We start from the raw sequence: 20,049 nt of genomic DNA on the forward strand, positions 1-20,049 counted from the left end.
ACAGTGTTTTCCATGAGATTCAGGGGATGATGACAACAGCGCTCAAACGGAGCCTGGCGGCACTGTGCCTGTGGTCCGTGGCGGCCTCGGTCACGGCCAGCTACGGTGATCACGAAGGTGCACGGCAACTGGTCGAGGAACTCGTGGCCGAGGAGCGGGGCCTGGACAGGGAGCGCCTGTTGCAGGTGCTGGCCCAGGCCGAGCGTCAGGAAGCCATCCTCGAGGCGATGTCGCGGCCGGCGGAACGGGTGAAGCCTTGGCATGAGTACCGGCAGATATTCCTCACCCGGCAGCGCGAGCAGGAGGGGCTGGAGTTTTACGCCACCCACCGAGACACTTTCACCCGCGCCGAGGAAGCGTTCGGTGTGCCGGCAGAAATCCTCCTCGCCATCATCGGCGTGGAAACCCACTACGGACGTATCGCCGGCAGTTACCGGGTCATCGATGCGCTCGCAACCCTGGCCTTTGACTTCCCGCGCCGGGCGGGCTTTTTCAGCAGGGAGCTCAAGAACTATCTGATCCTGACCGAGGAGCAGCAATTGGATCCGTTGGCCATGAAAGGCTCCTACGCCGGGGCGATGGGCTATGGCCAGTTCATGCCCAGCAGCTATCGCGCCTACGCGGTGGACTTCGACGGTGATGGCGAGATCGATATCTGGAACAATCCGGCAGATGCCATTGGCAGCGTCGCCAACTACCTGCGCCGCCACGGCTGGCGCAGTGGTGAAGCCATTGTCGCCGCCGCCGAGGCCGGTACCGAAGTGCCGGGGGAATGGTTCAGTGCCGGCCTCGTGCCACAGCGTACCGTGGCGGAATTGAACGCAGCGGGCCTGCGCAGCGCGCAGCCTCTGGAGCCGGACGCCAGGGCGACGGCAATCCGCTTTGAACTGGAGGATGGCCATGAGTACTGGCTGGGGCTGCACAATTTCTATGTCATCACGCGTTACAACCACAGTGCCATGTACGCCATGAGTGTCTATCAGTTGAGTCAGCGCCTGGCAGCGGGGATGCAGCTGTGAACGCCCGTGGCATGCTGTTGCTGGTGGGCGCGGCCCTGATTGCGGTGGGTTGCGCGACCCGGCCGCCGGTGACGCAGACACCCGTTGAGCCTGGCGAGCGGCCGCTGGTGGGCCGCGATGCGATCAAGGATGGCGCGCCCTTGCGGCATATTCGCCCCGAGGACGTCAGGGACGCGGTGCCGCGCCCGGATCCGATTCTCGCGCTGGGCAACCTGAGCCCCTATACGGTCCTCGGGGAGACCTATCACATCCTGCCAAGCCTGGCCAACTACCGGGAGCGTGGTATTGCCTCCTGGTACGGCACCAAGTTCAACGGTCAGAAAACGTCCAACGGCGAGATCTACGATCTCTACGCTGCGACCGCGGCCCACAAAACGCTGCCCATTCCCTGCTATGCACGCGTCACCAATCTGGAAAATGGCCGCACTGTGGTAGTGCGGGTCAACGACCGGGGTCCGTTCCACAGTGATCGGCTTATTGACCTGTCCTACGGGGCTGCGGTCAAGCTGGGCTTCATGGAAGTAGGCACGGCGCCGGTGGAGGTGGAAGTCATCAATCTCGCCGGCATTGATGATCGCCGCGGCACACTGCTGGGCAGCTATCGGTTCGTGCAGTTGGGTGCCTTTGGCTCCGAGTCCTCCGCCCAGCGGTTGCGTGCCGAGCTCGAAGCCCTGGTGACGCCTCCGGTCGCGGTCAGTCCAGTGGATACCGGTAGCGGCCTGTTGTACCGGGTGCGGATTGGGCCGATGGAGAGCAACGATGACATCCTGCTGGTGCAGCAGCGGCTGGAAGCCAGTGGCTACACCGGCACCCAGTTGCTGCCATGAGGCAGCCCCGATTCGATTCACATACCACCACTTTGAGTCCATTGCAGTTATGAAGCGTTTGTTGATCCCTACCCTGTTAGTCCTGTTCGCCACCATCGCGCAATCCGTTGCGGCGCAGTCTGCGATCATTCCCGCGCCGCCCCAGGTAGCTGCCGAAGCCTACCTGCTGGTAGACGCCGACACCGGCGCGGTGCTGGTAGAGCACAACGCCGACACGCCCCGGCCCCCGGCCAGCCTGGTCAAGATGATGACAGCCTACGTACTGGCCAGCGAAATAGAGTCCGGCCGGGTGAATGCGGATGACCTGGTTACGGTCAGCCGCAATGCCTGGTCCCAGAACCCGGTGTTCGCCGGTTCCTCGTTGATGTGGATTGAGCCGGGCAAGGAAGTCACTATTCGCGAGCTGGAGTACGGCATTATCATTTCCTCGGGCAATGACGCCACCGTGGCGGTGGCCGAGCACCTGGCCGGCAGTGAGGCTGCCTTTGCCGAGATGATGAACAGTCACGCCCGGGCGCTGGGCATGAGCAACTCCCATTTCGCGAACTCCCACGGTCTGCCAGCGGATGGCCAGGTAGTGACCGCGCGCGACCTGGCGACGCTGGGGGCCGCCATGATCAATAATTTCCCCGAGCATTACGCGCTGTACAAGGAGCGTGAGTTCACCTACAACAACATCCGCCAGTACAACCGCAATTCACTGCTGGGCGAGGATCCATCGGTAGACGGTATCAAGACCGGCTACACCAGTGAGTCAGGTTACGGGTTGGTTGCGTCGGCCGAGCGCAATGGCATGCGCCTGATCTCGGTAGTACTGGGCACCCGCAGTGCTACCGCGCGCAAGAATGAAAGTCGCGGCCTGTTGAACTATGGCTTCCGCTTCTATGAAACCGTAAACCTGCTGGAGTCGGAGCAGGTGCTGGCGGAACCGCGCCTGTGGAAGGGTGTTCAGGACAGCGTTGCTGTCGGCGTTTTGGAGACTGCGAAAGTGACCTTGCCGCGGGGCCAGCGCGAACAGTTGCAGACCGATGTGGAGCTCACGCCCACGGTCGTCGCGCCGATCAGCCGTGGTGATGCGCTCGGTACTGTACGCCTGTCCCTGGACGGTGAAACCGTGCATGAGGCACCGCTGGTGGCACTGGCGACAGTGGAGCAAGCGGGCTTCTTTGCCCGTGTCTGGGACAGCATCAAGATGTGGATCAGCAAACTGTTCAGCGTCTGAGGTGACCCGCTGTGAGCACTGAAGAACCGCCCAGGATAGAATTTCCCTGCGACTACCCGATCAAGGTACTGGGGCGCAGCTGCGATGACTTCGAAAGCCTCATTGTCGAGGTTTTCGAGCGCCATGCGCCGGGCTTTGACCAGACAAAGATTGCCATCAAGGGCAGCAGCAAGGGCACGTTTACCTCCATGACCATTACCATCATCGCGACCGGGCCCGAGCAGCTCAAGGCCCTGCACGAGGACTTGATGGCGACCGGCATGGTCAACATGGTGATCTGAGCCCGTGGCGCCGCTTTGCCGCCGGCTGCCCGGCGCGGCCGACTATATCGAGACCTTCGAGGCCATGAAGCAGTTCACCGACAGCCGCACCGGCACCACGCCGGACGAGCTCTGGCTGCTGCAACATCCACCGGTATTTACCCAGGGCCAGGCCGGCAAGGCCGAGCATGTTCTGGCCCCCGGCGACATCCCCGTGATCCAGGTGGATCGCGGCGGGCAGGTCACCTATCACGGTCCCGGCCAGTGGGTGCTGTACCTGCTGGTGGACCTGCGTCGCTGCAACCTCGGCGTTCGCCAGCTGGTGACCCTGATCGAGGCGAGTCTGGTTGAATTGCTGGCGGCCTACGGCATTGCCGCCGCGCCGCGAGCGGATGCGCCCGGGGTCTACGTCAACGGCGACAAGATCGCCTCCCTCGGCCTGCGGGTGCGCCGCGGCTGCAGCTATCACGGCCTCGCCCTCAACGTGGACCTGGATCTGGAGCCGTTCCAGCGCATCAATCCCTGCGGTCACGAGGGGCTGCGGGTGACCTCCATGGCCGAGCAGCTGCCACTGGCGGCGCTGGACATGGAGGAGGTTGGGGAGCGATTGCTGGGGGTGGTTTCGGCAAGTCTTGGGACTGGGGGTGGTAGTTGATATTGAGGTTTTCAATGCCACGGGTCGTCGCGGCCGGTGACATTGGCAAGGACCGCAGGTATGGAACACGCAGCTCCGTGGGAGATTGAACACCAGGGCCCGGTGGATTGGGTTACGCTCAACCGGCCAGAGAGCGGCAACGCCCTCAATGCAGTGCTGGTGGAGGATTTGCTGGGCTACTTCGAGGGCCTGCGGGAGTGCGAGCAGACCCGTGTCGTGGTTTTGCGGGCGCGAGGCAGACACTTTTGCGCCAGCCTTGACCTGACCGATCCAGCGTTCAACCCGCAGCCGCGTGGACCGCACGCAGTGTGGAAGGTGCAGCGTCGTATCGCGCGGATTTACCAGGCGATGCGCACTTGCCCACAGCCCATTGTCGCGTTGGTGCAGGGGGCCGCCTGTGGCGGTGGCTTCAGTCTCGCCCTGGCGTCCGATATTCGTATAGCGGGTGAGTCCACGCGCATATGCCATCGACGCCCCCAGCCTGCAGTCTGCCATGGCCATGGAGGACCGGCACCAATCACTGCTGGCCCTCAGCGATGATGCCGCGGAGGCCGCGATCGCCTTTATGGAAAAACGGCCGCCAGTATTCCAGGATCGCTGAAGCTCGACCGCTAGCGCCTCACCGGTCGCTTTTGCAGTTTGCGCTGCAGGGTGCGCCGGTGCATGCCCAGGGCGCGCGCGGTGGCGGAGATATTGCCCTGGTTTTCGTTCAGCACCCGCTGCAGATGCTCCCATTCCAGCCGCTCCAGCGAGGGCGGCTGGGGCGCGTGTTCGGCGGCGGGCCGCTGGCCGCTGAACGCCAGCAGGATTTCCTCGATGGTGGCGGGCTTGCACAGGTACTGCGTCGCCCCCAGCTTGATGGCCTCGACCGCAGTGGCGATGCTGGAGTAGCCGGTGAGCACCACCAGCGCGGCATCGGGTGCGAGCGAACGCAGGGCGGGCAGTACGGCCAGGCCCGACTGGCCGGGCATGTTCAGGTCCAGCAGGATGTGGCTGGGGGCAAAGTCTTCGCAGCAGGCCAGGGCGTCCTCGGCACTGCTGCAACAGCGACACTCAAAGCCCTGGCGGCCAAGGCCGCGTGCGAGTATGCGGCTGAAGGTGGCGTCGTCGTCCACCAGCAGGAACCGTGCGGGTTCAGGCATCATCGCCTCCGGCAGGCAGGTGCAGGGTGGCGATGCAGCCCCCGCCCTCAGCATTCTGCAGGGCAAGGCGTCCGCCGTGGCGTTCCGCGGTGGCGCGGGCCAGTACCAGGCCTATGCCGAGACCTCCCTGGGCTCCCGCCGTCGGGGTGGTGGCAGTCGCATACCCCGCCGCAGCGGACGTGTTATGGCTGTCGCCCATGCGTGCGAGCAGGGTCGCGGGCGCGCCCGGTCCCCGGTCGCGCACCGCAATCCGGACCTCCTGCGGATCCCAGTCCAGCGTCACCTCGACGCTCTCTGAGCCGGTGTCGGCGGCATTGTTGAGCAGGTTTTCCAGCGCCTGGGGCAGGGTCTGGTCGAAGGCGACCAGAGGTGCGCTGCCACTGCCAATGCAGGCAACGCGGCAGGAAACCCGTGGCCGCCGTGCCGACCAGCGCTCCACGCAGCCGCGGGCAAAGCGGTCGGCGGGGCGCTGCTGGCGTTCGCCGGCGGCGGACAGTTCCGCGGTGTGGCTCAGTTCCGCCAGGGTACCGCGGCACTGCAGCAGCTGCTGGCGCAGCAACTCGATGTCTTCCCGGACTTCCTGGCGCAGCCCGGGCTCCTGCTGCAGCTCGTCGACCAGCAGGGTCATGGTAGCCAGCGGTGTGCCCAGCTCATGGGCGGTGCCGGCGGCGAGACTGGCGACTGCGAGGATCTGGTCGTGACGCAGGCGGTCCTCCCGGCGCCGCATCGCCTCGGCCTCCTGGTCGCGCAGTACCGCCGCCATGCGGACCACGAAGTAGGTGATCAGCCCCGCGCTGAAGAGAAAGTTGAACCACATGCCGAGGCTGTGGACACTGCCCTGGGCGTGGCCCATGGCGGCGTGGGGTGAAAACAGGGGGAAGGGCACGCGGTAGTACAGCAGCAGGCTGTAGGCCCCTACCGACGTCGCGGCGACCAGCCAGGTATAGCGCCAGGGCAGGACCGCCGCCGCCACCACCAGCGGCACGATATAGTAGGAGATAAACGGATTGTCGGCGCCGCCACTGTAGTACATGAGCGCGCTCCAGCCCAGCACGTCCACCATCAGCTGGCTGAAGAACTGGCGATTGTCGACCTCGCTGGCCCGGGTGCTCCACCACAGGCTGGCGACGGTGATCAGCGCCAGTACCACCAGGCTCACGGCCATCCCGGAAAGGCTCTGGGTGGTGCGGCTGACCAGCAGCACATAGGCCAACACGCCGGCCTGACCGAGCAGGGCAATGGCGCGTATGGCCAGCAGGCTGCGCAGGTTGGCCAGCGAGGGGCTGTAGGCGGAATCCGGGTTGGCGGCAGTGGTAGTCACCGCGCCAGTATAGCCGGCGCGGATACATCCCGGGAGTGACAATCCGTCACAGTCGTCCGCTATCGTAGCGGGGCAGGGTGCCGCGCACAGAAGGCCTGTCCGTGGCGCCAATCTCACGTATGATGAACACTGTGCGCTGTTGCGGCCGCACCCGATGCCACTACCGGATCCTTCATGACCGAACTGGAAAAGTTGTTCTATCTCTGCGGAATTTCCGCCGACTACCTGGACTACGGTGGGCAGCGGCGGGAAGTGCCCCTGGCACAGCGGCAGCGGGTATTGCGCCTCATGGGCCTGGAGCCGGAGGACCCCGCTGCGCTGGCAGCGGCGGTGGAGCGGCTGGATGCGGATCCCTGGCGTCGCTGGCTGCCTCATTACAGTATCATTGCCGCGGATTCACCAGAGATCGCACTGCGGGTCCACCCCGACCAGTTGGCCGCCACCTTCACCTGGGAGCTGATTCTGGAAAACGGTGATGCCCTGACGGGCGACTGCCAGCCGGAGACGCTGCCCGAGGTGGGTGACTATCACGCCGATGGCGTTCGCTACAGCGCTCGCCAGCTACCCCTGCCGGCGCTGGCGTTGGGTTACCATACGCTGCGGGTGACGGATGGTGTGCAGTCGGCCAGCTCCCGGGTGATGGCCTGCCCCGATCGGTTCTACGCCCCGGAGGCACTCGCGCGCGAGCGTCTGTGGGGCATCAGCTGCCAGCTGTACACGCTGCGCTCCGGGCGCAACTGGGGGGTGGGTGACTTCACCGATCTGTTGCAGCTGTTGCCGCTGGCGGCTGCAGCCGGGGCCGATCTCGTCGGCCTGAATCCGCTGCACGCGCCCTGCAGCGAGGGCGATGCCATGGCCAGTCCCTACAGCCCTTCCGACCGCCGCTTCCTGAATCCGCAGTACATTGACCCAGAGTGCGAGCCCGAGTGGGAGACGGTGGCTGCGACCCTGGTCACCCCCGCCTGGCAGGAGCGCCGCGACCAGCTGCGGGTCATGCCGCTGGTCGATTACGAGGCAGTGAACCAGCTCAAGTACGAGGCGCTGGAGGCCATGTTCAGCGTATTTCGCCGTGAACAGCGCAAGGCCGGCACCGAGCGCGGCCGCGCCTTCCGCCGCTTCGTGACCGAGGGCGGCAGCGCCCTGGAAGGATTCGCGCGTCACCAGGTCGACCACAACGCCTGGGCCCGCATTTACCGGACGGAGCCCCAGTTTCATGCCTGGCTGCAGTGGTTGGCGAGTTGCCAGCTGCAACGCTGCCAGCAGGTGGCGCTGGACAGCGGCATGCGCATGGGCCTGATGCGGGACCTGGCGGTGGGTGCCGTCGGTCGAGGCTGTGAGGTGGAACAGGCCCGGGGTCTGTATCTTGCCGGCGCCAGCATTGGGGCTCCCCCCGATCCCTTTGCCCCCCACGGTCAGGACTGGGGCCTGCCGGTGCCGCACCCGCTGCGACTGCGGGAGAGCGGGTTCCGGTTTTTCATCGATCTGTTGCACAAGAACATGAGCGCCTGCGGTGCCCTGCGGGTGGATCATGTCATGGCTCTCATGCGCCTGTGGTGGTGCCTGCACGATGCAGACGATCATGCCGGCCTGTACGTATTCTATCCCCGGGACGAGATGCTGGCGCTATTGCGCCTGGAAAGTTGGCGTCATCACTGCGTGGTCGTCGGCGAGGACCTCGGCGTGGTACCCGATGAGTTCCGCCAGGCCATGCGCCGCAGTGCCCTGCTGGGGAACCGCCTGTTCTACTTCGAGCAGCATCACGATGGCCGGTTTCGCGCCCCGGACGAGTTGCCCGAGGATGTCCTGCTGATGGTAACCAACCACGATGTACCCACACTCGCCGACTGGTGGCGGGGTAGCGATCTGCAGCGGCGGCGTGAGCTGGGGCTGATTCCCGATGAAGATGCACTGGCACAGCAAGTGCAGCAACGTGAAGCAGATCGCACGCAGTTGTGTGACTGGCTGGCATCCAACGGATTGCTGCCGGCAGAGGTGGGGCCAGAGCTGGACATGACCCTGTGCAGCGCGATCCACCAGGGCTGTGCCCGCGGTGCATCGCGTTTGTTGCTGTTGCAGCTGGAGGACCTGCAGCTGCTGGCGGAGCCGGTGAACATTCCTGGCACCTGGCGCGAGTATCCCAACTGGCGACGCAAGCAGGCGCAGCTCACTACGGCCATCTTTGCCGCGCCGGATGTACAGGCGCTGCTGGCAGCGGTGGACCGGGAGCGACGGGCATGAGGGCTGTCGGCAAACCTCTGCGCCCGTTGCTGGACCCGCTCCAGGTCGAGGCCCTGGTCACCGGGCAGCACACCGACAGTTTCGCGGTGCTGGGGCTGCATCAACATCCGGGCGGCAAGGGCCTGGTGGCGCGAGCCCTGTTGCCCTGGGCGCGAACCGTGGCGATGGTGGATTGCGCAAGCGGGCAGGTTCTGGGTGACTTGCGGCGGGTGCATCCCGCGGGCCTGTTTGAGTGCGTCCTGGAGAGCATGCCGCAGCGCGTTCCGTACCGCTGGCGGGTGGAGACAGACGCCGGGGTTGTCGAGGTCGAAGATCCCTACCGCTTTGCGCCACTGGTAACGGACCAGGACTTCTATTATTTCTGCGAGGGCACTGAGGAGTTTGCCTATCGGCGCCTGGGCGCCCACCCGCGCACGGTGGAAGGGGTCGACGGCGTCCTGTTCACGGTCTGGGCGCCGTCCGCGCGGCGGGTGGCCATTGTCGCCGACTTCAATGGCTGGGACGCGCGCCAGCACGTACTGCGTCGGCACCCCGCCTCGGGGGTCTGGGAAATCTTTATTCCCGGGGTCGTCGATCAGGCGCTGTACAAGTACCAGGTGCTGGCGGCGGATGGCACCCTGCTGCCGCTGAAGGCCGATCCCTTCGCCCACTCCATGCAGCATCCGCCGGAAACCGCCAGCAGGGTGCTGTTGCGCGAGGGCCAGTACACCTGGGGCGACAGTGCCTGGATGGCCGCCCGCACGGCACAGCAGCAGCGGCCGGTCGCCATCTACGAGGTCCACGCAGGCTCCTGGCGACGTCGGCAGCAAGAAGGCAATCGCTACCTCAGTTATCTGGAGCTGGCGGACGAGCTGATTCCCTATGTGCTGGAGCTGGGCTTCACCCATATCCAGTTGATGCCGATCAGCGAGTTTCCCTTTGACGGTTCCTGGGGCTACCAGCCGGTCGGCCTCTATGCGCCCTCGATCCGCTTCGGCACGCCGAATGAATTTCGCTGCTTGGTCGACCGCTGTCACCAGCACGGCCTTGGCGTACTGCTGGACTGGGTGCCGGGACATTTCCCCACCGATCCCCACGGCCTCGGCCGTTTCGACGGCACCGCCCTGTACGAACACGACGATCCCCGCAAGGGTTTTCACCCGGACTGGAATACCCTGATCTACAATTACGGTCGCCGCGAGGTACTCAGCTTCCTGCTCAGCAACGCCAATTACTGGCTCGAGGAATATCACCTGGACGGCCTCAGGGTCGATGCGGTGGCTTCCATGCTGTACCTTGATTACAGTCGCAAATCGGGGGAGTGGTTGCCCAATGAACACGGTGGGCGCGAGAATCTGGAGGCGATTCGCTTTCTGCAGCTGGTCAACCAGCGGGTCCACGCACGCCATCCCGGGGTGATGATGGTTGCGGAGGAGTCCACGGCCTGGCCGGGCGTGTCGCGACCCGTGCACGATGGCGGCCTCGGCTTCGGTTTCAAGTGGAACATGGGCTGGATGAACGACAGCCTTCATTACATGGCGCGGGATCCTATCCACCGCCGTTACCATCACGACGAACTCACCTTCAGCATGGTATATGCCTGGGACGAAAACTTCGTGTTGTGCCTGAGCCACGACGAAGTGGTGCACGGCAAGGGAGCCCTGCTGGACAAGATGCCCGGGGACGAGTGGCAGCAGTTTGCCAACCTCCGTGCCTACCTCGGATTCATGTGGGGTCACCCGGGCAAGAAGCTGCTGTTCATGGGCTGCGAATTTGCCCAGCGCCGGGAGTGGAACCATGACCGGGGCCTGGACTGGGAGCTGCTGGGGCAGGCACCGCACCGGGGCATGCAGCGTCTGGTGGCAGATCTCAACGCGCTCTATCGCAGCCTGCCCGCCCTGTATGAAAAGGATTGTGAACCCGGCGGTTTCCAGTGGCTGCAGGCAGATCGGAGGTCGCTGTCGGTGTACGCCTGGCTGCGTTGGGGCCACGATCACAGCCGGCGGCTGCTGGTGGTGTCAAACCTGACTCCACAGGTCCACCGCCGCTACCGCGTCGGGGTGCCATCCCCGGGCTGGTATCGGGAGTGCATCAATACCGATGCCCACGAATACGGTGGCAGTGGCCAGGGTAACCTGGGCGGGGTCGAGGCAGTGGCCGACGCCTGCGATGGTCATCCCTGGACCCTGACCCTGACCCTGCCGCCACTGGCAACCATTATGCTGTTACTGGATGACGCGGAGTCTGATCGATGAAAATACTGGCGGGTGAGCCGCGTCCCTTCGGCGCCACCTTCGATGGCGAAGGCACCAATTTCGCCCTGTTCAGCGCCCACGCCACGGCGGTGGAGTTGTGCCTGTACGATAGCGCCGGGGAGCATGAGGTTGCGCGCCTGACCCTGCCCGAGCGCACCCACGATATCTGGCACGGTTATGTCCCCGGGGTGCGCCCCGGCACCTGCTACGGCTATCGCGTGCACGGCCCCTTCGAGCCCCATGCCGGCCACCGTTTCAATCCCCACAAACTGCTGCTGGACCCCTATGCGCCGCACCTGACGGGTCGCTTCAGCTGGCACGATGCGCACTTTGCCTACCCGCGCAACGATGCCGCACAGGACCTCGCTTTCGATACCCGCGACAACGCGCCCTGGGTCCCCAAGGCCGTAGTCTGCGAGCAAGGTGACTGGTGTAACAATGCCCTCAACCCCCTGGTGCCCTGGCGCAAGGCGGTGATCTACGAGACTCATGTGCGCGGCTTCACCCTGCGCCACCCGGAGGTACCCGAATCCCTGCGCGGCACTTTCGCGGGCCTGTCCCAGCCCGCGGTCATCAGTTACCTCAAGGCGCTGGGAATTACCACGGTCGAACTGCTGCCGGTGCACGCCTTCATCGACGAGTACCACCTGTTTGAAAAGGGACTGAGCAACTACTGGGGCTACAATACGCTGTCGTTTTTCGCGCCGCATCCGGCCTACATGAGCGGCAGCGACGCCGACGAGTTCCGGCAGATGGTTGACCGGTTCCATCAAGCCGGGCTCGAGGTGATCCTGGACGTGGTCTTCAACCACAGCTGCGAGGGCAATCACCTGGGGCCGACCCTCAGTTTCCGCGGGATCGACAATCTTTCCTATTACCAGCTGCTCCCCAGCGATCGTCGCTTTTATGTCAACGACACGGGCTGCGGCAATACGCTCAACATTCGTCATCCGCGGGTGATGCAGCTGGTGACCGACAGTCTCCGCTACTGGGCAGGCAGCATGGGCGTCGACGGCTTTCGCTTCGATCTGGCGACGGTGCTGGGACGCACCGAGCACGGCTTCGACAGCGCCGCGACGTTTTTCCAGGTGGTATCGCAGGACCCGCTGCTGTCTTCCTGCAAGCTTATCGCGGAGCCATGGGATGTGGGCCCCGGCGGCTACCAGCTGGGGCGCTTCCCCGCGAACTGGAGTGAATGGAATGACCGCTACCGGGATACCGTGCGGCGCTACTGGCGCGGTGACAGCGGCCAGCTGCCGGAGCTGGCCCGGCGCCTGCACGGCTCCGGTGACGTTTTCGAGCACGCCGGTCGGCGACCGCGCGCGAGCATCAACTTCGTGACCAGTCATGACGGGTTCACCCTGCGCGATCTGGTCAGCTACAACCGCCGCCACAACGAGGCCAACGGCGAAGACAACAACGACGGTCACCGCGAAAACTACAGCAACAACCAGGGTATCGAAGGGCCCAGCCACGACCCTGCAGTGGCGGCGTTGCGACTGCGGCTACAGCGCAACTTCCTCGCTACCCTGGCGGTATCCCAGGGGGTGCCGATGTTGCTGGCAGGCGATGAACGAGGTCGTAGCCAGCAGGGCAACAACAACGCCTACTGCCAGGACAACGAACTCAACTGGATGAACTGGGACGACAGCGACCGCTCCGCGGCGGAGCTGGTGGCGTTCACCCGCAAGCTGCTGGATTTGCGTCAGCGGTTCCCGGTGTTGCAGGCGTTCGAATATCGGCATCGTCCCAGTGATCCCTACGACAACGGCATCCAGTGGCTGAACGGAGATGGCCGCCTGATGCGGGATGAACACTGGCACGAGCATCGCAACCAGCTGCTGGGCTACCTGTTGACGGAAAAACCCGATGACAACACCGGCGAATCCCGCTGCCTGCTCGTGATCTTCAATGCCGCCCGCGAGGAGCACAGTTTCAACCTGCCGGCGATCGCCACCTCGGGCTGGCGCCTGGTAGTGGATACCGCCGATCCCGACGCGGCGAGTGGCGCAGAGGCGCCCTGCCTGTTGGCACCTGTGACCGTGATGCTGGCGCCATGTTCGCTACAGATTCTTACCAATTGCACGATCGACGCAGCTCCTGCGCCGGTCCCACCGTCACCATGAAGCTCACGGAGCGACACTGACCATGAACCAGAAGCTGGCGCGCGCCCTCAAGGCCACCACCCTGGAAGAAGACCTGCTGCGCCATTACAGCCTGACCCTGGGGCGCGAGGATAGCGGTGTCGACATCAACTTCCACCTCTACCAGGCCCTGGCGTTCACCGTCCGCGACCGGCTGGTGGCCCGCTGGCAGGACACCCGCGAGCGCTGTCGCGAGCAGGGTTGCAAGACCATCAACTACCTGTCGCTGGAATTTCTCATGGGCAGGACCCTGGGTAATGCCTTGCTCAACCTGGACCTGGAGGAGCCGGTGCAGGCGGCCCTGCAGTCCTGGGCCCGCCACCTGGAACAGTTGGAGGAGGAGGAGCTTGATGCCGGTCTCGGCAGCGGCGGCCTCGGGCGCCTGGCCGCCTGCTTTCTGGATAGCTGCGCCACCCTGCAGCTGCCAGTCACCGGCTATGGCATACGCTATCAGTACGGGATGTTCCACCAGCGCATTGAAAATGGCTATCAGGTGGAGTACCCCGATCGTTGGCTGCGGCACGGCAACCCCTGGGAAATCGAGTGCCCGGAGGCAACCCGGCGCATCCGCTTTTTTGGACGCAGTGAGCACTACCTTGACTCGGATGGCGCCTGGCGGGTGCGCTGGATAGATACCCGGGATGTACTGGCGGTGCCCTACGATATCCCCGTTCCCGGTTACCGCAACGGCACGGTGAACACCCTGCGCCTGTGGAAGGCCGAAGCCACGGATGAATTCGATTTCAACGAATTCAATGCCGGCAGCTACACTGACGCGGTCGCCGCCAAGAACGAGGCGGAGCAGATTACCATGGTGCTGTACCCCAATGACGCCAGCGAACAGGGCAAGGTGTTGCGCCTGCGGCAGCAGTATTTTCTGGCCTCCGCCAGCCTGCAGGATGTGCTGGTACGCTGGGTGGTCGCCCACGGCGAGGATTTCAGCGGATTTGCCAGTGGCAACGGCTTTCAACTCAACGATACCCACCCCACCATTGCCATCGCCGAATTGATGCGGCTGTTGCTGGACGAGCACTGTCTGGCGTGGAACGACGCCTGGACCATTACCCATGACACCATGGCTTATACCAACCACACCCTGCTGCCGGAGGCGTTGGAGAAATGGTCGGTGAGCCTGTTCGGAGAGCTGTTTCCGCGCCTGCTGGAAATCATCTACGAGATCAATGCCCGCTTTCTGTCGCGGGTTGCGGACCGCTGGCCCGGTGATACCGAGCGCCAGGCGCGCATGTCGCTGGTTGAAGAGGGGCCGGAGCCGATGTTGCGCATGGCTTACCTCGGCATCGTCGGCAGCCATTCGGTCAACGGCGTCGCGGCCCTGCATACCCGGCTGCTGACGGAGGGTCTGTTTCGCGATTTTCACGAGATGGTGCCGCAGAAATTCAACAACAAGACCAACGGTGTTACGCCCAGACGCTGGCTTGCGCAATGCAACCCCGGTCTTGGGACGTTGCTCAACGAAACCCTGGGCCCGGCCTGGGTGACCGATCTCGAGCAGTTGCAGGCACTGGCGCCGCTTGCCACGGATAGCGGTTTTGCCGAGCGCTTCATGGCGATCCGGCGCGACAACAAGGCGGCCCTGGCGCGCCTGGTACAGGAGCGCTGCAAGGTGTCATTTGCGCCCGACATGCTGTTCGATGTGCAGGTCAAACGCATCCATGAATACAAGCGGCAGCTGCTCAACATTCTGCACGTGATCCACCTCTACGCCCGTATCATCGACGGTGATACCGCCAATATCCAGCCGCGCTGTGTCCTGTTTGGCGGCAAGGCCGCGCCCGGTTACGCCATGGCCAAGCTGATCATCAAGCTGATCAACAACGTGGCCACGGTGGTGAATCGCGACCCACGTCTCAACGATTGGCTGCGAGTGGCGTTCCTGCCCGACTACCAGGTAACGGCGATGGAGGTGATCTGTGCGGGTACCGACCTGTCGGAACAGATCTCGACTGCGGGCAAGGAGGCCTCGGGCACCGGCAACATGAAGTTCATGATGAACGGCGCAATTACCATCGGCACGCTGGATGGCGCGAATATCGAAATTCGCGAAGCAGTGGGGGAAGACAACTTCTTCCTGTTCGGCCTGACCGCCGAGGAGGTGGAGGTGCAGCGCCAGGATTACAACCCAGGCGCCCTGATCGCCGCCGACGAGGATCTGGCAAGGGTTATGCAGCTGCTCGACAGCGGCCACTTCAACCTGCTGGAGTTTGGTATCTTTGATCCGGTGGTGGCAGCAATCCGCAGCGGCAGTGACCCCTGGATGATTGCGGCGGACTTCCGCAGCTACGTGGATGCCCAGCAGCGGGTGGATGACTGCTACAGCAACTCCGAACTGTGGGCGCGCAAGAGCATTCTCAATACCGCCTATAGCGGCCGCTTTTCCAGTGATCGCACTATCAGCGAATATGCCGATGAGATATGGTTTGGCGACCGTCCCGTGTGGTGATCAGGTTCCGCCTGCGGTAGTTATTCTTGAAGGAGAGAGCCCATGGAAGAAGACCAAAACCCCCGCTATGTGAGTCGTCTCACCCGGGATACCATGGCGCTGGTGCTTGCGGGCGGCCGCGGCTCGCGGCTGTACGAACTGACCAATTGGCGCGCCAAGCCGGCGCTGTATTTTGGTGGCAAGTACCGCATCATCGACTTTCCCCTGTCCAACTGTGTCAATTCCGGGATCCGTCGCATCGGCGTGCTGACCCAGTACAAGGCTCACTCCCTGGTGCGGCACCTGGTACGGGGCTGGAGCCACTTCAAGAAAGAGCTGGGCGAGTATGTGGAGATCCTGCCCGCCTCCCAGCGTTATTCCGAGGACTGGTACCAGGGCACGGCGGATGCGATCTACCAGAACCTGGATATCATCCGCGCGGAAATGCCCAAGTATGTGATGATCCTCTCCGGTGATCATGTCTACAAGATGGACTACGGGCCGATGCTGGTCGCCCATGTCGAGTCCGGCGCGGAGATGACCGTGTGCTGCCTGGAAGTGCCGGTGGCGGAGGCCGCGAAAACCTTCGGCGTCATGCAGGTGGACTCGGAAAACCGGGTAACCGCGTTTCAGGAGAAGCCCACGCACCCTGCGGAGATCCCCGGCAAGCCGGGCCTCACCCTGGCCTCCATGGGCAACTATATTTTCAACACCGATTTTCTATTCGACCGTCTGATCAAGGATGCCGGGAACCTGCAGTCCTCCCACGATTTCGGCAATGACATCATCCCCGAGCTGCTGCAGAACTTCCATTTGCACGCCTATCCTTTCCGGGACCCCGAGACCGGTGGCAAGGCCTACTGGCGCGATGTCGGCACCCTCGACTCCTTCTGGATGGCCAATATGGAGTTGATCGGCACCTCGCCGATGTTGAGCCTGTACGAGAAGGATTGGCCGCTGTGGACCTACCAGGAGCAATTGCCGCCGGCCAAGTTTGTGTTCAACCGCGACGACCGCCGCGGCAGTGCCGTCGATTCCATGGTGTCCGGAGGCTGTATTGTCTCCGGGAGCCAGGTCAGCAACTCGGTGCTGTTTTCCAATGTCCGGATCAACTCCTACTCGACCATCGACAAGTCGGTCATCCTGCCGCAGGTGGAAGTGGGGCGTAATGTGCGTATGCGCAATACCATCGTCGATCGCGGCTGCGTGATTCCCAAGGGCATGGTTATTGGGCATGATGCCGACCAGGATCGTGCCAATGGCCTGCGGGTCACCGACAGCGGCGTGGTGCTGGTCACCCGCGGCATGCTGGGCCAGCCCGAGGGCTACGCCTGATATCTTTTTTGCAAGGATCATGAATGTCAGTAGTGAGGATTGATACCCAGCCCCTGGCCGGGCAGAAGCCAGGCACCTCGGGGCTGCGCAAGACCGTGGCAGAATTCAGCCGCCCCCATTATCTGGAGAACTTTGTCCAGTCGATATTCAATGCCCTTGGCGATTGCCGGGGCAAGTCCCTGGTGCTGGGCGGTGACGGTCGTTACTACAACCGCCACGCGGCCCAGGTTATCCTGCGCATGGCGGCGGCCAACGGTTGCAGCCGCGTACTGGTGGGGCAGGGTGCTCTGCTCTCTACCCCGGCGGCCTCCTGCATCATTCGCAAGTACGGTCTCGATGGCGGCATTGTGCTGTCGGCCAGCCACAACCCCGGGGGGCCGGAGGGTGATTTCGGTATCAAGTTCAACGGTGCCAACGGCGGACCGGCCCCGGAATCGGTCACGGCGGCCATTTTTGCAGCCAGCCAGTGCCTCGACCACTACCTGACCCTGGAGACGGCGGACATTGATCTGGATCGGCCCGGTACCGTGACTCTGGGTGGCACCATGATTGAGGTCATTGACCCGGTGACGGACTACGCCGACATGATGGCGTCGCTGTTCGACTTCCCGAAGATTGCCGCCCTGCTCGGGCACCGGCGTTTCCACATGTGCTTCGATGCCATGCACGCCATCACTGGCCCCTATGCGCTGGAAATCCTCGAGCGGCGCCTCGGTGCCCCCGCCGGAACCGTGATCAACGCGGTACCGCTGGAGGACTTCGGCGGTGGTCATCCGGACCCCAACCTCGCCCATGCCGGGGAACTGGTGGCGCGGATGAACGGGGATGAGCCGCTGGCCTTTGGCGCGGCCTCCGATGGTGATGGCGACCGCAACATGGTGCTGGGCAGCGGCCTGTTCATCAATCCCTGTGACTCGCTGGCCATACTGGCAGCCAACGCCAGCGTGATCCCGGCCTACGCCGGGGGCCTCGCGGGTATTGCCCGCTCAATGCCGACCAGCCGCGCCGCGGACCGGGTCGCGGCGGAGCTGGACATCCCCTGTTTCGAAACACCCACCGGCTGGAAGTTTTTTGGCAACCTGATGGATGCCGACAGGATTACGCTGTGTGGCGAGGAAAGCTTTGGCACCGGCTCCAGCCACATCCGGGAGAAGGACGGGCTCTGGGCAGTGCTGTTCTGGTTGAACCTGATCGCGGCGCTGAGCAAGCCCGCCCGCACCATTTTGCGCGAGCACTGGCAGCGCTATGGACGCGACTATTTCAGCCGCCATGACTACGAGACAGTGGCCGAAGACAAGGCTACAGCATTGATGGACACACTGCGCGCCAGGCTGCCCGCGCTTGCAGGTACCAGCCTGGAGGGTCACACCGTTGCTGCGGCTGATGACTTCTCCTATACGGATCCCGTCGATGGCAGTGTCAGTAGCGGCCAGGGACTGCGTATCCTGTTTACGGACGGTTCGCGGATCGTCTACCGGCTCTCGGGTACCGGCACTGCCGGCGCCACCCTGCGGGTCTACTATGACAGCTATCAGCGTGATCCGGCTCTGCTGGAACTGGCGCCGCAGAGAGCCCTGGCCACGCTGATCGCAGCCGGAGACGAGCTGGCTGGCATCAGCCGCCAACTCGGTCGCAAGCAGCCCGACGTCATTACCTGAGCGTGGCAGTGTCAGAACACAGACCGCTCAAGCTGTTGCTGGTTGCCGCCGAGAATGGCGCTCTGCCGGGCGGCAAAGTTGGCGGCATGGGCGATGTGATCCGCGATGTACCCCGTGCCCTGGCGGCGCGGGGCCACGCGGTCTCGGTGCTGGTGCCCGGCTACCAGCATTTCTCGCAACTGCCTGGCGCCACCCTGGATGCTGTGCTTGAGGTGGCCTTTCGCAGTGGCAGTGAGCGCGTCGAACTGTGGTCGCTGCCAGCTGATCCCGCCCACCCCGGTGTGCGCTGCCAGGTGCTCGAGCATCCCCTGCTGGCGCCCTGTGGTCCGGGGCGGATCTATTGTGATGATGGCCCGGAACGTCCTTTCGCAACCGATGCTTCCAAATTTGCCCTGTTCTGCGCCGCAGTTGCCACGGCTCTGCGGGACGGGGCGCTGCCGTGGCCGGACCGGGTGCACCTGCACGATTGGCATACCGCCCTGGTGCCCGTGCTGGCGCGCTTCGAGCCGGGGTTTGCAGCCCTGGATGAGCTCAACTTCGTCTATACCATCCACAATCTGGCGCTGCAGGGAATCCGCCCCCTGCGTGACGATGAATCGGCCCTGGAGGCCTGGTTTCCCCGTTTGCGATATGACTACGCCTTCATCGGTGACCCGCGCTACCCGGACTGCTTCAATCCCATGCGCGCGGGGATACGCCTGTGCCGCAAGGTGCACGCAGTGTCGCCTACCTACGCCCGCGAAATCCAGGCCGACGCCGGGGAGGGGCTGGCGGGCGATCTGCAGCAGGCTCACCGCGAGGGGCGCCTGCAGGGAATTCTGAATGGCTGCGAGTATCCGCAACCAGGTTCGGGACCGGTTGAGTTTGCTACACTGCTGGCAACAATTCGCGCCGAGTTGAAGCGCTGGCGGCAGGGCCCGCATGCGGACAGCGCGGTGCAGGCGGCTGGCAAGCTGGAGCCCTGGCGCCGGCGCAAGCGTCCGGCAACGCTGGTGACGTCAGTGGGGCGCCTGACAGAGCAGAAAGTCCGCCTGTTGCGCCTGTCCTGTAGCGACGGCCGCAGCGTCCTGGAGCATCTGCTGCAGCGGCTCGGGCGCCGCGGCCTGTTGCTGATGCTGGGCACCGGTGACCCGACCCTGGAGGCCTTTTTCAGCGCCATCTGTGCGCGCGCGGATAATTTCGTGTTTCTGCGCGGATTCTCGGAACCCCTGTCGGAGCAGCTGTATGCCGGCGGCGACCTGTTTCTCATGCCCAGCTCATTCGAACCCTGCGGTATCAGCCAGATGTTGGCCATGCGCGCCGGTCAGCCCTGCCTGGTACACGCCGTTGGGGGGCTTGCGGATACCGTTCTCGATGAGGTGAACGGTTTTGCTTTCAGCGGCGCTAACGAGGCTGAACAGGCACAGCATCTGTTGCAGCGCTTCGACCAGGTGCTGGCCCTGCGCGCAGACGATCCGGCAGCGTGGCAGCGTGTCTGCAGGGAAGCCGCCGGCGCCCGTTTTGGCTGGGCCGAGGTGGCGCGCGCCTATGAGGAGCGGTTGTACCGGTAGCCCC

15 protein-coding genes and 1 pseudogene are annotated in these 20,049 nt (G+C 64.1%); 14 read left to right on the forward strand and 2 right to left on the reverse strand.

Features of this window, described 5'->3' with window-relative positions:
• Positions 1-26: 26 nt before the first annotated feature.
• The 7 genes and pseudogenes from mltB to RLO07_RS10575 all read left to right on the forward strand — a co-directional run bounded on the left by mltB (position 27) and on the right by RLO07_RS10575 (position 4,584).
• Complete coding sequence (gene mltB / locus RLO07_RS10545; protein ID WP_462292102.1) at positions 27-1,019, forward strand: lytic murein transglycosylase B; 993 nt, start codon at positions 27-29, stop codon at positions 1,017-1,019.
• Positions 1,016-1,846: a septal ring lytic transglycosylase RlpA family protein gene (locus RLO07_RS10550; RefSeq protein ID WP_462292103.1), complete on the forward strand. Its 831-nt coding sequence runs from the start codon at positions 1,016-1,018 to the stop codon at positions 1,844-1,846. The genes mltB and RLO07_RS10550 overlap by 4 nt, the downstream gene beginning before the upstream one ends.
• Positions 1,847-1,895: 49 nt before the next feature.
• The gene (locus RLO07_RS10555; RefSeq protein ID WP_462292104.1) at positions 1,896-3,068 is read left to right on the forward strand and encodes a D-alanyl-D-alanine carboxypeptidase family protein; all 1,173 of its coding nucleotides are present in this window, start codon (positions 1,896-1,898) and stop codon (positions 3,066-3,068) included.
• An 11-nt stretch (positions 3,069-3,079) separates the two neighbouring features.
• A complete protein-coding gene (locus RLO07_RS10560) occupies positions 3,080-3,349 on the forward strand; it encodes a YbeD family protein (protein WP_462292105.1) in 270 nt (89 codons plus the stop codon).
• A gap of 64 nt (positions 3,350-3,413) precedes the next feature.
• Positions 3,414-3,983, forward strand: a complete 570-nt coding sequence (lipB, locus tag RLO07_RS10565; protein WP_462292145.1) for a lipoyl(octanoyl) transferase LipB — start codon at positions 3,414-3,416, stop codon at positions 3,981-3,983.
• A 60-nt stretch (positions 3,984-4,043) separates the two neighbouring features.
• A pseudogene (locus RLO07_RS10570) lies at positions 4,044-4,388 on the forward strand (enoyl-CoA hydratase/isomerase family protein); the annotation flags it as partial.
• Positions 4,389-4,428: 40 nt separating this feature from the next.
• Entirely contained in the window at positions 4,429-4,584 is a 156-nt protein-coding gene (locus tag RLO07_RS10575) for a hypothetical protein (RefSeq protein WP_462292146.1), read from the forward strand.
• Positions 4,585-4,594: 10 nt separating this feature from the next.
• Here RLO07_RS10575 and RLO07_RS10580 read toward each other — a convergent pair whose 3' ends face one another.
• Both RLO07_RS10580 and RLO07_RS10585 read right to left on the reverse strand, forming a co-directional pair.
• A complete protein-coding gene (locus tag RLO07_RS10580; RefSeq protein WP_462292106.1) occupies positions 4,595-5,125 on the reverse strand; it encodes a response regulator transcription factor in 531 nt (176 codons plus the stop codon).
• The gene (locus RLO07_RS10585; RefSeq protein ID WP_462292107.1) at positions 5,118-6,446 is read right to left on the reverse strand and encodes an ATP-binding protein; all 1,329 of its coding nucleotides are present in this window, start codon (positions 6,444-6,446) and stop codon (positions 5,118-5,120) included. Before RLO07_RS10585 ends, RLO07_RS10580 begins: the two co-directional genes overlap by 8 nt.
• A 174-nt stretch (positions 6,447-6,620) precedes the next feature.
• Between RLO07_RS10585 and malQ the strand changes: the two genes are divergently transcribed.
• The 7 genes from malQ to RLO07_RS10620 are packed head-to-tail and all read left to right on the forward strand — an operon-like array spanning position 6,621 to position 20,045.
• Positions 6,621-8,684, forward strand: coding sequence for a 4-alpha-glucanotransferase (gene malQ, locus RLO07_RS10590; RefSeq protein ID WP_462292108.1), 2,064 nt, complete (start codon positions 6,621-6,623; stop codon positions 8,682-8,684).
• Positions 8,681-10,918 (forward strand): 1,4-alpha-glucan branching protein GlgB, encoded by a 2,238-nt coding sequence (gene glgB, locus RLO07_RS10595; protein WP_462292109.1) that lies wholly within the window; start codon positions 8,681-8,683, stop codon positions 10,916-10,918. Before malQ ends, glgB begins: the two co-directional genes overlap by 4 nt.
• A complete protein-coding gene (gene glgX, locus RLO07_RS10600) occupies positions 10,915-13,044 on the forward strand; it encodes a glycogen debranching protein GlgX (protein WP_462292110.1) in 2,130 nt (709 codons plus the stop codon). Before glgB ends, glgX begins: the two co-directional genes overlap by 4 nt.
• 22 nt (positions 13,045-13,066) lie before the next feature.
• Positions 13,067-15,523, forward strand: coding sequence for a glycogen/starch/alpha-glucan phosphorylase (locus RLO07_RS10605; protein WP_462292111.1), 2,457 nt, complete (start codon positions 13,067-13,069; stop codon positions 15,521-15,523).
• Between the two features lie 42 nt (positions 15,524-15,565).
• The gene (gene glgC / locus RLO07_RS10610) at positions 15,566-16,837 is read left to right on the forward strand and encodes a glucose-1-phosphate adenylyltransferase (RefSeq protein WP_462292112.1); all 1,272 of its coding nucleotides are present in this window, start codon (positions 15,566-15,568) and stop codon (positions 16,835-16,837) included.
• A gap of 23 nt (positions 16,838-16,860) precedes the next feature.
• A complete protein-coding gene (locus RLO07_RS10615; protein ID WP_462292113.1) occupies positions 16,861-18,495 on the forward strand; it encodes an alpha-D-glucose phosphate-specific phosphoglucomutase in 1,635 nt (544 codons plus the stop codon).
• A gap of 8 nt (positions 18,496-18,503) precedes the next feature.
• Complete coding sequence (locus RLO07_RS10620) at positions 18,504-20,045, forward strand: glycogen synthase (RefSeq protein WP_462292114.1); 1,542 nt, start codon at positions 18,504-18,506, stop codon at positions 20,043-20,045.
• Positions 20,046-20,049 lie beyond the last annotated feature (4 nt).

This window comes from Haliea sp., from assembly GCF_040221975.1.
Taxonomy (GTDB): Bacteria; Pseudomonadota; Gammaproteobacteria; order Pseudomonadales; family Halieaceae; genus Haliea.